The 14,274-nt window shown below is 42.9% G+C and carries 10 protein-coding genes; 2 read left to right on the top strand and 8 right to left on the bottom strand.

Going from position 1 to position 14,274, the window contains the following annotated elements; all coding sequences use genetic code 11:
* Positions 1-64 precede the first annotated feature (64 nt).
* Complete coding sequence (locus tag J0L60_04615; protein ID MBN8545398.1) at positions 65-3,157, top strand: hypothetical protein; 3,093 nt, start codon at positions 65-67, stop codon at positions 3,155-3,157.
* Here J0L60_04615 and trpA read toward each other — a convergent pair.
* The 7 genes from trpA to trpE are packed head-to-tail and all read right to left on the bottom strand — an operon-like array spanning position 3,154 to position 9,604.
* On the bottom strand, positions 3,154-3,936 hold the full coding sequence (gene trpA, locus J0L60_04610; protein MBN8545397.1) for a tryptophan synthase subunit alpha: 783 nt from the start codon (positions 3,934-3,936) through the stop codon (positions 3,154-3,156). The genes J0L60_04615 and trpA overlap by 4 nt on opposite strands.
* Before the next feature lie 28 nt (positions 3,937-3,964).
* The gene (gene trpB, locus J0L60_04605) at positions 3,965-5,167 is read right to left on the bottom strand and encodes a tryptophan synthase subunit beta (GenBank protein ID MBN8545396.1); all 1,203 of its coding nucleotides are present in this window, start codon (positions 5,165-5,167) and stop codon (positions 3,965-3,967) included.
* Positions 5,167-5,781: a phosphoribosylanthranilate isomerase gene (locus tag J0L60_04600; GenBank protein MBN8545395.1), complete on the bottom strand. Its 615-nt coding sequence runs from the start codon at positions 5,779-5,781 to the stop codon at positions 5,167-5,169. Before J0L60_04600 ends, trpB begins: the two co-directional genes overlap by 1 nt.
* A complete protein-coding gene (gene trpC, locus J0L60_04595) occupies positions 5,778-6,566 on the bottom strand; it encodes an indole-3-glycerol phosphate synthase TrpC (protein ID MBN8545394.1) in 789 nt (262 codons plus the stop codon). Before trpC ends, J0L60_04600 begins: the two co-directional genes overlap by 4 nt.
* On the bottom strand, positions 6,566-7,582 hold the full coding sequence (gene trpD, locus J0L60_04590; GenBank protein ID MBN8545393.1) for an anthranilate phosphoribosyltransferase: 1,017 nt from the start codon (positions 7,580-7,582) through the stop codon (positions 6,566-6,568). Before trpD ends, trpC begins: the two co-directional genes overlap by 1 nt.
* Entirely contained in the window at positions 7,579-8,148 is a 570-nt protein-coding gene (locus J0L60_04585; GenBank protein ID MBN8545392.1) for an aminodeoxychorismate/anthranilate synthase component II, read from the bottom strand. Before J0L60_04585 ends, trpD begins: the two co-directional genes overlap by 4 nt.
* The gene (gene trpE / locus J0L60_04580; GenBank protein MBN8545391.1) at positions 8,129-9,604 is read right to left on the bottom strand and encodes an anthranilate synthase component I; all 1,476 of its coding nucleotides are present in this window, start codon (positions 9,602-9,604) and stop codon (positions 8,129-8,131) included. The genes J0L60_04585 and trpE overlap by 20 nt, the downstream gene beginning before the upstream one ends.
* A gap of 378 nt (positions 9,605-9,982) precedes the next feature.
* Here trpE and pepF point away from each other — a divergent pair, with 378 nt between their 5' ends.
* The gene (gene pepF, locus J0L60_04575; GenBank protein ID MBN8545390.1) at positions 9,983-11,893 is read left to right on the top strand and encodes an oligoendopeptidase F; all 1,911 of its coding nucleotides are present in this window, start codon (positions 9,983-9,985) and stop codon (positions 11,891-11,893) included.
* A 93-nt stretch (positions 11,894-11,986) separates the two neighbouring features.
* Here pepF and J0L60_04570 read toward each other — a convergent pair whose 3' ends face one another.
* Positions 11,987-14,098: a tetratricopeptide repeat-containing sensor histidine kinase gene (locus J0L60_04570; GenBank protein ID MBN8545389.1), complete on the bottom strand. Its 2,112-nt coding sequence runs from the start codon at positions 14,096-14,098 to the stop codon at positions 11,987-11,989.
* Positions 14,099-14,274: the final 176 nt, after the last annotated feature.

The following is a 14,274-nucleotide window of genomic DNA, read 5'->3' as shown; positions in this document are numbered from 1 at the left end:
ACATTTATTTTATCTGATCAAAATCAAAAATAATACTCTACTCATCCGTCTGTTTCTCCTCCTGTTGATTTCATCACTCCCAACCCTCGGGGGCAATCACGGTGACTTCAATATTACCAACTATAACATTGGCAGCGGGCTCTCCACAAATAAAATTCATGACTCCGCACAAGATTCCCTCGGCAGAATGTGGTTCGCCACATCACACGGTGCTTCAGTTTATGACGGTTACAAATGGACAAACTACGAATTGCTCGATGAAACAAACAAAGGCGGATTCAAAAGAATAATCGTAGACAAAAAAGGAGTGGTATGGCTGGCTCCTATCGCAGCACCTCATCATATCCTTGTAAACCATGGCAAAAAATGGGAAAAGTTCGCAAAACCACCTGAAGTTTCGGAAAAGGTACCTTATACTACCGGTTTTGAAGTTATTTATATTAAAGACAAACCGATGGTGGCCCTGGTAACCGCGAGTGAAATTTTTATCCTGTTCGAGGGTAGGTGGCAAAGAATTGACAAGACCAATTCACCCCTTACAGCTGAGATACATGGTTTGACCTCCTTTGAGGAAAAATTTTTTGTTGCCATGGGAAACGGATTTTTATCGATCGAGTTTGACAGCAACCTTCGGGTAAAAGTTCAAAGCAATTTGTTCGACATCAAGGACCCTGTATACGCTGTGTCGGTACATCGCCACTCCGGAAAGTCACCGCATTTTTATCTTCTCTCAGCGACCTGGTTTGGCATTATTCAGGACGGCGGGCTGATGAAGACAGATTTGCCGGCAAAAATAGAGTTAATGAGGCAATTTCCCTATTATTTTATCGCCGCCGACAAAGATGAAAAAATTTACTATGGCAACAAGGTCAGCAAATATGTTTACGACCGGAACAGGAATAGCTTTTACGCCCTCGACAAAAATGCAGATTTGACCTCTGACGGTGCCACTTCTGTACTGGTTGACAAAGAAAACAATGTCTGGTTTACAGATCTAAGAGGTGTTGACAAGCTTACTTTTCATCCCTTTACCAATTTTACCAAAAAATCCGGCTTACTAGAAGATGAGGTGACCGCGGTCCTCGAGTACCAACCGGGCAATTATATTTTCGGGCACAATTCAGGATACACAGTCTATAAAAACGGCAAGTTCATCCCCACTTTTTTTAAGGGTGTTGAGGGAACCAAGACCATCGTCTCCAGGTTGCTCGATTTTGCAGTTGACGATAAAGGTGAAATCTGGGGCGCAGCCGGATATTACGGACTGGTAAAAATAGACCCGAATGGCTCCCAGGCAATAGTTGTACCATCAGTTTTTTCCGTCACATCCGTTCTATACGATAAAAAATACGGCCTTTTAGTTGCCACCAACAACGGGTTGTTTAAGTATTCAAATTCAAAATTGGAAGAAATTGACCCCGCCCCAAAAGACCGTAATTTCAGGAAACTCTTCCGGTTCGATGGTGATATCTTTCTTGCAGGTATCAACGGAGTCTACAAACTTGCTGATGATAAAATTGTAAGCCTAATCCCTAATCAATCGGTTTTTAATGCGAATGTATTCTCCCTTTTTAAAGATGATGACGGTACATTTTTTGTGGGAACCGAGTCCGGTCTCTTTACACTGGAGAACAACAAACTAAAAAAATTCTCAAAAAACGGGTTCTCCATTTCCAAAAGCATCTACTTCACCATTAAGAGCAACGATGGAAGTTACTGGTTTGGTACAATCGATGGTTTAACAAGATGGGACGGCAAAAATACCGTCTATAACTACTCAACCGAGGACGGGCTCGCCGGTTATGAGATGAATCGATCGGCCGCCGTAATTGACTCAAAAAATGTTTTCTGGATCGGTACAAATACAGGTCTTTCAGCGTACAGAATCGGCAGCAAAACAAACAAAGTGTCACCACCGGGTGTTTTTCTCCTCAATGTTGAAACAAGTTCGGGAGAACAGTTCAGCCTTTATAAAAATGCAGTGATTCCCCATACTGACAACTCGCTTATCTTTTCGTTTCGGGGCATCTCTTATATTAGTGAATCAAGCATCGAGTATAAAATCAAACTTGAGGGATTCGACAAGGATTTTTATACAATTAACCAATCACAATTGTTTAATATCCGCTATTCCAATCTCCCCTCAGGATCCTACCGGCTCGTTGTAATGGCAAAGAACCGGTTCAGCGAGTGGAGTCAACCGGTATACTCTGCGACTATTGTTATTGGGCGGCCATTTTACTTTAAGTTGTGGTTCATTCTTCTTGCCCTTTTTGTCGTTGCCGGCTCTGCTGTTTTGATTAACAAGTATTACATTGCGAGCAAAGAGCAGGTACGGCTGGAATCGATGGTTTCAGAAAGAACAAAAGCGCTTAGGGAATCAGAGGAGAAACTGAAGGTCCTGCTGGAGAATCTGGAAGTTGAAGTCCAGGAGCGTACAAAGGAACTCGACAGACTCAATAAAACCAAAGACAGAATATTTTCCATTATCTCGCACGATCTCCGCAGTCCGTTTATGTCGATCCTTGGGTTCTCGGAAATTCTCGATGAAGAAGCCAACGATATGGACAAAGCAGTAATAAAATCATATACCGAAAAAATACTGGCTGCATCACGAAACACAGTCTCTCTTGTTGACGGATTACTTGAATGGTCAAGGTTGCAAATCGGAGGTGTGGAGCCTGCTCATGAGGATGTAAATTTGAACGCCATTATCGAGGAGGTTCAGCGACTTTTTAGTCCACAACTCTCCAAAAAAGGACTGGTACTGAATGTTGTATCTGATGAAGTGGTCAATATGACCACCGATGCCAACATAATGAGATCAATTCTAAGAAACCTGATCAGTAACGCTATCAAATTTACCCGAAAGGGAGGGAAAATTACTGTTTCACTTATAAAAAACAGTGATTCAATATCTCTCTCTGTCGAGGATACCGGTATTGGAATTCCAAAGGAATTGCTGCCCGGACTCTTGTCGCCCGAAAACATCCACAGTCGAAAAGGAACTTCAAACGAGAAAGGTACAGGACTCGGTCTGAATATTACTCATGACTTTGTCTCAAAACTTGGCGGTGAAATCACCGTGGAAAGCCAGGAGCATAAAGGTTCGAAATTTACCGTAACACTCCCTTTTGAAAAGCCTGAAACTGTTTAATAAGAACAACTTCTTTTCAATTGCCCGACCAACTCGAGGGTCGCATCCGTTCCTGACAATCGTAACGAACGAATAACTGCACTTCCAACAATTACTCCGTCACAATAAGGAACAACCTGCTTCACATTCTCAGGTGACGAAATGCCGAATCCTGTCAGCATTTTATTATTGTGGATCAACTCCCTGGTTCGCTTCAGTGATGCCAGTTCCTCAACAGAAAATCCGTTTCTCACACCTGTTGTCCCGGACACACTGACACAATAAACAAACCCGCTGCTTTTCCGGTCTATGTCCGCGATTCTTGCGGAGGAAGTCTCGGGCGTAGTGAGAAGTATCGTATCAAGAGGGACTGCTCCCACTCCGAAGAATGAATCATACTCATCGAGCGGAACATCCGGGATTATCAGACCATCGGCACCTGCAGATTCCGCATCTCTCAAAAACGAATCAACACCATAAAAATAAACAGGATTTGCATAACCCATAAGTATCAAGGGTTTATCAGTCCTCTCGCGAATCTCCTTCGTAAATCCCAAAACTCTTTCCAGAGTCATCCCCTGCTCCAAAACCGCCTGAGAGGACTGCTGAATCACAGATCCGTCTGCAAGCGGATCACTGAAAGGAATCCCGATTTCCAGCATATCAGCGCCGGCATCAAGCACCCTCACGGCAAGATCAACAAAATCCAACCCAACCGGGAACCCCGCCGTTAAAAAGACTGACAAAGCTTTCTCGTTTCTGTTGTTTACTTCTTCAATTTTATTTCTAATCTTCGACATCTCATTCCAATCTTAATTAATAACTCCGTTACTTCGCTAATTCGCTACTCATTATCGTCTCAAGGTCCTTGTCCCCTCTACCCGAAACATTCACAACAACAATTTCACCCTTGTTTGTTTCAGGCATCAAATAATCAAGGTATGCAACAGCATGTGCCGATTCCAAAGCCGGTATAATCCCTTCGAATTTTGCCAGCAACCCGGTGGCAGAGAGAGCTTCGCTATCTGTAACCGAATAGTATTTTACTCTTTCCATGTCCTTCAGGAAACTGTGTTCTGGTCCAACTCCGGGGTAATCCAGCCCCGCAGAAATGGAGTGAACTTCCGCCACCTGCCCGTTTTTATCCTGCAGCAGATATGTAAGCATCCCCTGAAAAACACCTGCCTGTCCGAGAGTAAGGGATGCGCAATGTTTATCCGTATCAATTCCGTAGCCCGCAGCCTCCACACCAATAAGATTCACCCCCTTGTTATTGATGAAAGGATGGAACATTCCGATGGCATTGCTTCCTCCGCCAACACATGCAACAATATAATCAGGCAGCTTCCGCTCGATGCCGTAGATTTGTTCTTTCGTTTCCTTGCCTATTACCGACTGAAAATCGCGAACTATCATCGGATAAGGATGAGGACCAACGACTGAACCAATAATATAATGAGTATCCTTCACATTGGTTACCCAGTCGCGGATTGCTTCGTTGGTCGCATCTTTAAGCGTGCGGCTTCCCGATGTTACAGGCACCACTTCCGCACCAAGAAGTTTCATTCTGAAAACATTTGGTTTTTGCCGTGCAACATCAACTTCACCCATGTAAACCACGCATTGAAGCCCGAATTTAGCACAGACAGTTGCAACTGCCACCCCGTGCTGACCCGCCCCCGTCTCTGCAATTATCCTCTTTTTCCCGAGCTTTTGTGCAAGCAAAACCTGTCCGAGTGCATTGTTTATTTTGTGGGCTCCCGTATGGTTCAGGTCTTCCCTTTTCAGGTAAATTTTTGCTTTCCCGTAGTGATTTGTCAGCCTCTCTGCATATGTAAGAGGGGTGGGTCTCGAATTGTAGGTTCTTTCAAGATCGATGAACTCGGCGATAAAAGTGGTGTCATCCTTCATCCTGTTGTAAACTTCCTCAAGCTCAATCAGTGCCGAGGTAAGGGTTTCAGGCACAAATTTTCCGCCGTACTTACCAAATTTCCCTTTTATGTCGGGATAATCATAAATCATGGTTGTCATTATCGTAAATTCTTTCTGTATAACAGTTCAAAAAATTCGTTTACTTTCCGCGGGTCTTTTTTACCCGGTGAAAGCTCAAGTGAAGAAGAGAGATCAACCGCAAATGGGTGCAGTTCACTAACGGCTTCTTCAATGTTCCCGATTGAGATGCCGCCCGAGAGGAAATATCTCCCGCTCAATTCCCGCGGAATCATTCCCCAGTTGAATTTCATGCCCGTGCCGCCATATTCCCCGTCAGAGAATGAATCAAAAAGTGGAATTGCAGACTCATAATCCCTGACAATGTCAAAATCGAAACCTTCACCTACCCGGAAAGCTTTTATTTTATTACCGCTGATACTGTCAAGTAAAGCAGGTGGCTCGTCTCCGTGAAGCTGTACTGTGCCAATCCCTGCTTTTGAAATTATTTCGTTTATTTTGTCTGCATCTGGATTCACAAACACACCTGCTTTTCTCATTGCTGCGGGTAAATTTTTGACAATTTCAGCAGCGTTCTCCGGAGTAATATATCTCTTGCTCTTTTCGTAAAATATAAACCCCAGAATGTCCGCTCCTGCATCTGCACAAAGGATGGCATCTTCGAGATTTGTTATTCCACAGACCTTAACAATCATCTTCGGCACCATGCTTTCATTTCATTTAGGCTTTCTGCAATTGATTTGCTCCTCATAAAGTGTTCACCCACAAGGATGGCATCACATCCCGAATCCCTGATCATTTTAACATCATCTGCAGTGTTTATTCCGCTCTCGGATACAAGGAGGATATCATCAGGAATCATTTTTCTAATCTCTTCTGTTATTTTAAGATCAACCTTAAAGGTTTCAAGGTCTCTGTTATTCACTCCAACAAGCGGGTGAATTGCTGAGTCAATTTTGTCAAGTTGTTTCACAGAGTGAAGTTCCAGCAGCACCTCCAGCCCCATCGATTGAGCGGTCAGAGTCAGTTTCCTTACCTCCGCTTTACTCAGGGCTTCACAGATCAACAGAATTGCGTCGGCACCGTTTTCCTTCGCCTGAAGTATCTGTATCTCGTCGATGATAAAATCTTTGCGGAGAAGAGGTTTTGTTTTTATCCGGGCGATATCCGCGAGATAATTTATGTTCCCTTGGAAAAACTTTTCATCCGTAAGAATGGAAATGGCATCAGCCCCGTTTTCGAGATAGACTTTTCCGATATTTAGATGATCAAAATCTTCAATTATCACTCCTTTTGAAGGACTTGCCTTTTTTATTTCAGCAATTATCGAGATATCTTTTGTGCTTCTTATGGTCTCAATCAGACTTATGACCGGCTTGTAAAAAAGATCAAGTTCATCATATTCCCTTACTCTGATCTCCTTTTTTAGAAGTGCGACCTCATCTCTTTTTACTGCGATTATTTTTTCAAGAATGTTCATCAAAGGTCCTCCCCGAATTTCCGCAGTTCTTCCATTTTTTGAAAAGCTTTTCCGGTCAGAATCGAATCTTCTGCAACTTCAAGACATGTTTTTATGTCATCCGAAACACCGGCACAGTAAAGTGCAAGAGCGGAATTCGCTGCCACCACAAAAAACTTCCCGTCCCTCTCAGGATTCTTAAGAAGATTGAATATCAGTTTTGCATTGTATTCAGGTGAATCACCGAGTAATTCTTCAATTTTCACGGCAGGGTAACCCAGTCCGCCGGCTGTCAGTTCATAAGAGTTCACCCCTGAACCATTTCTATACTCGTTCACGAGAGTTGGCTCATCAAGCGTGATTTCATCCCGCCTGTCACCGGTACAAATAAAGCATACCCTTTCCATCTCGAGGTAACCCGCGGCTTCAGCCATAAGCGCTGCCGACTTGTTGTTGTAAACTCCGATCAACTGTTTTTTCGTACCTGCCGGATTGGTGAGGGGTCCGAGCAGATTGAAAGCTGTTTTCATTCCGAGTTCCTTTCGAACAAGTGCTGCATATTTCATAGCCGGATGATAATGTGGCGCAAAAAGGAACCCGATACCGATTTCATTCAGAGCCTCTTTTGTCTGATCAGGCGTGAGGTCAATCTTTATCCCCAGCTCAGTTAGAACATCTGCACTTCCTGATCTGCTCGAGATTGATTTGTTACCGTGCTTTGCCACTCCAATCCCGGCTCCTGCAACCACAAATGCAGCGGCAGTTGAGATATTGAATGTTCCCGAATCATCACCTCCGGTGCCACAGACATCAATCAAATCGGTTCGACCAGTCTCAACCTTTACGCTCTTACCCCGCATTGCCTTTGCGAATCCTGCGATTTCAGCGGCAGTTTCGCCCTTGCCTTTAAGTGCAATCAGAAGTGCAGCGAGTTGTGAGTTGTTCACTTCGCCCGACATAATGGTATCCATTACGAAAAAGGCTTCGTCAAATGAGAGGTGTTCCCTCTCGAGCATTTTTTCAATATATGTTTTCATCGTGCTTCAATCCAGTTTTTTAACAGTTTTTCACCTGCAAGGGTGAGTATCGATTCAGGATGGAATTGAATTCCTTCAATCGGATATTCCCTGTGCCTTACTCCCATAATGACTCCATCCTCGGAAGTGGCGGTCACCTCCAGATCAGTACCGAGCGATTCCTTGTCGATAATCAATGAATGATATCTCGTGGCTGTAAACTCCTGCTCAACACCAGCAAATATCCCTTTTGCATCGTGTGTTATCTGCGAAGTTTTGCCGTGCATGAGAACAGGAGCATGCACCACTTCACTTCCAAAGGAAATTCCTATTGCCTGATGTCCAAGACAGACACCGAGAACAGGGATCGTTTTTCCCAGTTCCGATATTACCAAGGGAGAGACTCCCGATTCTTCGGGTCTGCCGGGTCCCGGGGATATCAAAATCCTGTCGGGATTCATCTCACGGATCTCTTCGACTGTGGTCTCATCATTTCTTTTTATCACAATGTTATTCGTGAACCTGCCAACAAGCTGAACCAGATTGTATGTGAACGAATCGTAATTGTCAATCACCAATATTTTCATCTATCACCTCTGCATGTTCCAATGCGTTTCGTAAAACTGCCGATTTGTTTTTTATTTCCTTTGCCTCAAGCCTCGGTTGACTGTCAGCGACGATTCCTGCACCCGCCTGCCAGTGAATTTTTTGATCCTTCGCAAAAAGTGTCCGGATTGCAATGCAGACATCAAGATTCCCTGAGAAATCGATGTATCCAACGGCTCCGGCATATACATTCCTCTGAAGCTTTTCGTATCCTGAAATCAGTTCCATCGCCCTGATCTTGGGTGCGCCTGTCACAGTTCCCGCAGGGAAGCATGATTTCAGCGCATCTATGCAATCCTTGTCGCTTCTCAACTTTCCCTGAACCTTTGAAACAATGTGCATTACATGCGAAAAACGGTGTATTTTCATTTTTTCCGTTACTTCCACGGAACCATATTCAGCAACCCGCCCCACATCGTTTCGTCCGAGATCAACAAGCATTACATGTTCGGCTATTTCCTTCGGGTCGTTCATCAGGTCTTCCTCGAGCTTTTTATCGGCTTCGGGAGTTGCACCCCGCTTCCTTGTTCCTGCTATCGGCATCACTTCCACAATTCCGTCTTTCACTTTTACAAGATTTTCAGGTGAGGTGCCGATGATTGTAAGTCCGTTCTCAAATTCGAGAAAATACATGTAAGGAGAGGGATTGATGATCCTTAAAGCCCTGTAAACATTGAACAGATCCCCCTCATACCCTGCAGTGAATCTCTTCGAGAGGACTATCTGGAAAACATCCCCGTTTACAATATTCTGTTTGCTCGCCTCAACCAGTTCACAGAACACTTCGTCACTAAGACTCTCTTCCACATTCCTGTCAAATGTGAAATCAGATTCGAATGAAAGAGGTACAGAGAGAGTTTTCCTCAATTCCCTGATTTTCTTTTTCGCACCGGAGTACAGAACTTCAGGGTCATCCCCCTTTTTGATTTCCACATTGGTTATGATAATTAGTTGATGTTTATAATGATCGAAAGCAAGCACCGTATCATAAACCCCGAGAATGGAATCGCAGATATCATCATCACCGGAATCAAATTTCAGCTTTTTCTCGATCAAAGCGATATTTTCATAAGCGAGATAACCCACCGTTCCACCCGTGAAAGAAGGAAGCTCCTCAAGTGCCGGGTGATTCCGCGTGTGCAGTTCATCCTTGAGGTAGTCGAAGATGTTCTGCTCTCCCGTTTCTTCAAGACCTCCCTTTGATATTGTGAGCGACATCCCTTTGTTTGAGATGATCTTCAGGGGGTCAATCCCGATAAAGGAATATCTCCCAAGACTCTCTTTCCCCTCAACCGTTTCCAAAAGAAAACTCTGTTTCCCCGCTTTCCGTAACTTTAAATAAGCTATAACAGGGGTAAACAAATCCGCAGTTATTTTCTCATAAACAGGGATGTAATTGTATTTTTCTGACAAACTCAAAAATTGTTCAAAATTCATTTATTACTCATTGATTGATGGTTTGGACATAAAAAAAGCCCTTCTCGGTGAAAGAAGGGCTTTTTAATTGTTTATCCCTTTACGCAGGGATCAAAAAAGACATATCACCGGGTACTCATTGGGAGAGGTGCCACCACCACCAATTTGCCCGGACGGCTTTTGCAACTGTTGATACGCTTTTTTCTGTATTTTTCAAATTCATGGCACCAAGATAATGTATTTTGACTATTTGATGCAAGTTCATTTTATTTTGACCTCTCCAAAATTGGAAACCGTTTCTACACGCTGTTATTCATTAAATTGTTATTTTTCATATCGGTTTATAAATTTTGTTATAAAAACCACTACTCTAACAACAACACACGCGGAGAAATATATATGAAATTAAGAAATATTTTAATTTCAACTCTTCTTGTCGGTTCGTTCTCTTTTGTTGCTTCCGCACAGGAAGGCAAAATACCCGACTACTCGACAACGCCCCGGGATCAGGTGCCCAATGAATTTAAATGGAAAGTATCTGATATCTATGCCAATTACGACCTTTGGAACGCTGATAAAGCAGAAGTAACCAAACTTCTTGCAAAGATAAAATCCAATGCTCCAACATGGACTTCTTCAGCATCAAACATGCTCGAAATGTTCAAAGTTGCCGATCAACTCAAGCTGAAACTTTATCACCTCTACAGCTACGCCCGCAGACAGTATGACATGGAAATGTCAAACAGCACCTTCAATCAGATGAAGGGTGAAATTCAATCGATTTATGTCGATGCTTCCATGCAGTTGAATTTCATGAACGATGATCTGCTGAAAATGGATGACAAGAAACTGATGGGTTACTTCAAGGAGGAAGCGAAACTTGCTCCTTGGAAGTTTGGAGTGGAAGAACTCTTGAGATCTAAAAAACATATGCTTCCTTTGGCTGAAGAGCAACTCCTCTCCTTAACCGGTATCTACTCTTCGAATATTTCTGAAGCTGCCACAATTCTTAATGATGTGGACATTCCGGCTCCCGAGGTAACATTCTCCGACGGAAAAAAAGTGGAACTGAACTACGCCAACTACTACAAGTACCGCACGGCTAAAAATCCCGAAGACAGATCACTCGCATTCAGGAGCTACTGGAAAAATCATAAAAAATATGAAAACACTCTCGCCACTCTGTTTGACGGCGGAATGAAGATCGATCTTTTTAATACCAGAGCAAGAAAATTCAACTCCTGCCTGCAGGCACGCCTTTTCCAGGATAACATCGATACAACTGTTTACTATCAGTTGATCAAAGAAGTGAATGCAAATCTGCCTTCACTTCATAAATATCTTCAGTTGAAGCAAAAAATGCTCGGACTGAAAACCCTTAAATATGAAGACCTGTGGGCTTCCTCAGTTAAGAGTGTCGATAAACTCTACACATACGACGAAGCTAAAAAAATCGTTCTTAACTCCCTTGGAGTTTTGGGATCAGAATATAAAGATGGTCTTACACAGGCTTTCAACAATGGCTGGATAGATGTATATCCCAACAAGGATAAGGAAAGCGGTGCCTACTCGGATGCCATTTATGATATCCACCCCTACATCAAAATGAATTATGACGGCGAGTACAGCAACCTTTCAACTCTTACTCATGAGCTTGGACATGCAATGCACTCATGGCTTACTAACAAGAATCAGCCTTACGCCACTTCAAATTATACAACTTTCCTCGCAGAGATAGCCTCGACTTTCAACGAGAATCTCCTGATGGACTTCCTTCTTAAAAATGAAACTGACGACAACCTGAAACTTTTCATCATCGATCAGTTCCTCGAGAGAGCAAGACAAACCATCTATCGCCAGGCGTTGTTCGCTGAATTTGAACTCGCCATGCATCAGAGAGTTGAAGAGGGCAAAACCCTTACTGCCGACTGGCTGAATAAAAAATATCTCGACCTTACAAGAACCTACTACGGACACGACAAGGGTGTTACTCTGGTTGACGATTATATCGAAGTTGAATGGAGTAAAATACCTCACTTCTTCTATAATTTCTATGTCTTCCAGTACAGTACAGGAATTATCTCATCAATGGCTCTCTCACAGAATATTCTGACGGGACAGGCCGGAGCGGTTGATAAATATCTTGGAATGTTAAGATCAGGAAACAGTGACTATTCGATCAAACTTCTGCAAAAAGCAGGGGTGGATATGACAACATCAGATCCATATAAAGCAGCTTTCAAACGCTTCGATCTTCTGGTCGCCGAAATGGAAAAGATTTTCGACAGGGTTGAGAAGAAAGGGAAATAATCCTTTAACCTGACCTGTGGAATAAAATTAAAGAGGCTGCCCTTTTTCGGAGCAGCCTCTTTTTTTGCTAATAACTGAAAAACCGGTTTATTCTTATTTTTTGACGATTGGCAGTTCGATCAAAAATTCACTACCGTTTCCCGGTTCGCTTGAAATATTCAGAACCCCGTCATTCTCTCTCATAAATTCGCGACTTACAGAAAGACCGAGTCCCGTTCCTTTCTCATTTGCAGTCCCTGTCGTGGAGATCATGCCGCTTCCGTACAAAATATTGCTGATCATGTCAGGAGACATCCCTACTCCGTTGTCTTTTATCACCAGCCGGTACTTCCCGCCGGAGACAGTCCCCTTCATTACTATTTTGCCTCCTTTGTATGAAAACTTCACTGCATTCGTAAGGAGATTCCTGATAACGGTTGCGATCATTTCACGGTCGGCATGCACTATTGCCGGGTGCTCAAATGAGGTTTCTACCTCTATACTTTTTAAGGCAAGATTCAGACCGGCTTCCTTGAGAACCTTGTTGCTGATCTCCTCAATATCCAAATCGACCGGCTTCGCCCTTATCATTTCTTTTTGAACGAGAGCCCAACCGGCAAGATTATTTACAAGTTCCACCAGTTTTTGAGACGAGGCAAGAATCTTTTCGCTGAAATCGAGGGCATCCTCGTTTTTCATATTCATTGCCTCCTCTTTCAATAGCTCTGCAAACCCCAAAATGCTGACAAAAGGAGTCTTAAGGTCGTGGGCAATTATCGAGAAAAGTTTCGTCTTGGTTTCATTTGCCAGTATCAGTTCATCATTACTCTTTTGAAGCTTGTTATTAATAAGCGCCATTTCCTCGTTTTTGGTCTCAAGAAGTACGCCAAGTTTCTTTTGTCTGATCAAAAGAAAAGCGACTGATCCGGTTCCAACGAGAGTGAGAACGACCAGAAGAAGAAGAAAGAAATTCACTCTGTTCTGAGCTTCCACCTGCTCCCGCAGATAAGTCTGTCTCTCTTCCGATTTTTCAATTTCGTACCGAATCCTCATCTCCCCAATGCTGCTTAGGGACGATTCGTTGAATAAAGAATCTTTTAATGCCAGGTGGGCATTCAGGAAGGAAAGCGATTCCTTCATATTTCCCAATTTCTCATAAACTTTTGAGAGCTGCAGATTGGCATCACGCAGTACAACTGAATATTTTCCGTTATCAGCAAGTTTTCGGGATTTTTGAAGTGTCTCTAACGCCTCTTTATTTTTCCCCAGTGCAAAATCGACTCTTCCGAGATTCAGGAGAGCGAATGATTCAATGAACTTGTCCTGTATAGATCTTGCAAGATTGATACTCAGGTTGAAGTAGTCGACAGCTTTGACAAGGTTGCCGGTATTTTCTTCAATAATCCCCAGATCGTTGTAAATCTGAGCCAGACCGGCTTTTTCACCTTTTTTGTTAAAGAGGGTAACCACTTCTTCCGCATATTTTTTTGCTTTTACAAAGTCTTTTTGCGCAACGGAAAGACTCCCCAGCCGGCGTAAGGAATAGGTCCTCCCCTGTTCGAAATTAATGGAGTCCGCTAGGGTCAGAGCTCTGTTAATGTTTGCAGCAGCAAGTTCAAAATATTTTAGCCGCTGATATATAAGTGCAATGTTATTGAGACTAAGGATATATCCTTGAATATCGCCGCACTTCTCCCTGATTTCAAGGGCTCTCAGGTAATTTCTGTACGAAAGTTCCGTTTCCCCTTTTCTCCAGTAAACAAGTCCGATATTATTATACGATCTCCCGAGAGCTGCAGAATCAGTAAGTGTCAGACGGATTTTCAATCCTTCATTTAAAAAAACAAGTGCAGAATCCAAATCACCAAGACGCCAGTAGGAGAGGCCTGTGGTATTGTATGAAGATGCCACCAGAGCTTTGTCGTTGATTTTGTCACTCAATGAAAGAGTTATCTTCCCCGTTTCAACCGCTTTTCTGAATTCAAAGGTCCTGAAATAAAACTCTCTTAGTGAGTCGAGTAATTTCCCGGCTTGCAGAAATTCCTGTTTCCTCAAATGTGAGTTTATCTCTGTTTGAAATAATTTCTCATTCGCTGCACCCGGAGTCCCGTTTTTATTGCCGTTTTTGTCGTTTCCTGTCTGTGCAGTAATTCCGGTCGACATAAAAAATGCCAACACTAAAATTATGGACACAAAAAAGAGAATAAGGTGAAATTTCTTTGACATAATACTGCAGATAATGATCAAAATTTAATATTTCAAATTACACAAACATTTCCTAATTTAAGCATTGGAAATTGAATATTTTCAAGGTTTTTATTTCCTTTCCTGAAATGGTTGTTTCCCCTTTCAGCGCCCCGGTCACAAAATGACTTAAGCCATTAGACCCCTTTTTTCTCCGG

This window comes from Ignavibacteria bacterium (assembly GCA_017302895.1).
GTDB lineage: Bacteria > Bacteroidota > Ignavibacteria > Ignavibacteriales > Ignavibacteriaceae > UTCHB3.
The sequence above is the reverse complement of the archived record's forward strand: the minus strand, read 5'-3'. Positions and strand labels throughout refer to the sequence as shown.

Excerpts from the sequence above, each read along its gene's own strand:
- trpA (MBN8545397.1), bottom strand. The coding sequence starts at position 3,936 with ATGTCGAAGATTAGAAATAAAATTGAAGAAGTAAACAACAGAAACGAG.
- trpB (MBN8545396.1), bottom strand. The coding sequence starts at position 5,167 with ATGACAACCATGATTTATGATTATCCCGACATAAAAGGGAAATTTGGT.
- J0L60_04600 (MBN8545395.1), bottom strand. The coding sequence starts at position 5,781 with ATGATTGTTAAGGTCTGTGGAATAACAAATCTCGAAGATGCCATCCTT.
- trpC (MBN8545394.1), bottom strand. The coding sequence starts at position 6,566 with ATGAACATTCTTGAAAAAATAATCGCAGTAAAAAGAGATGAGGTCGCA.
- trpD (MBN8545393.1), bottom strand. The coding sequence starts at position 7,582 with ATGAAAACATATATTGAAAAAATGCTCGAGAGGGAACACCTCTCATTT.
- J0L60_04585 (MBN8545392.1), bottom strand. The coding sequence starts at position 8,148 with ATGAAAATATTGGTGATTGACAATTACGATTCGTTCACATACAATCTG.
- trpE (MBN8545391.1), bottom strand. The coding sequence starts at position 9,604 with ATGAATTTTGAACAATTTTTGAGTTTGTCAGAAAAATACAATTACATC.
- pepF (MBN8545390.1), top strand. The coding sequence starts at position 9,983 with ATGAAATTAAGAAATATTTTAATTTCAACTCTTCTTGTCGGTTCGTTC.
- J0L60_04570 (MBN8545389.1), bottom strand. The coding sequence starts at position 14,098 with ATGTCAAAGAAATTTCACCTTATTCTCTTTTTTGTGTCCATAATTTTA.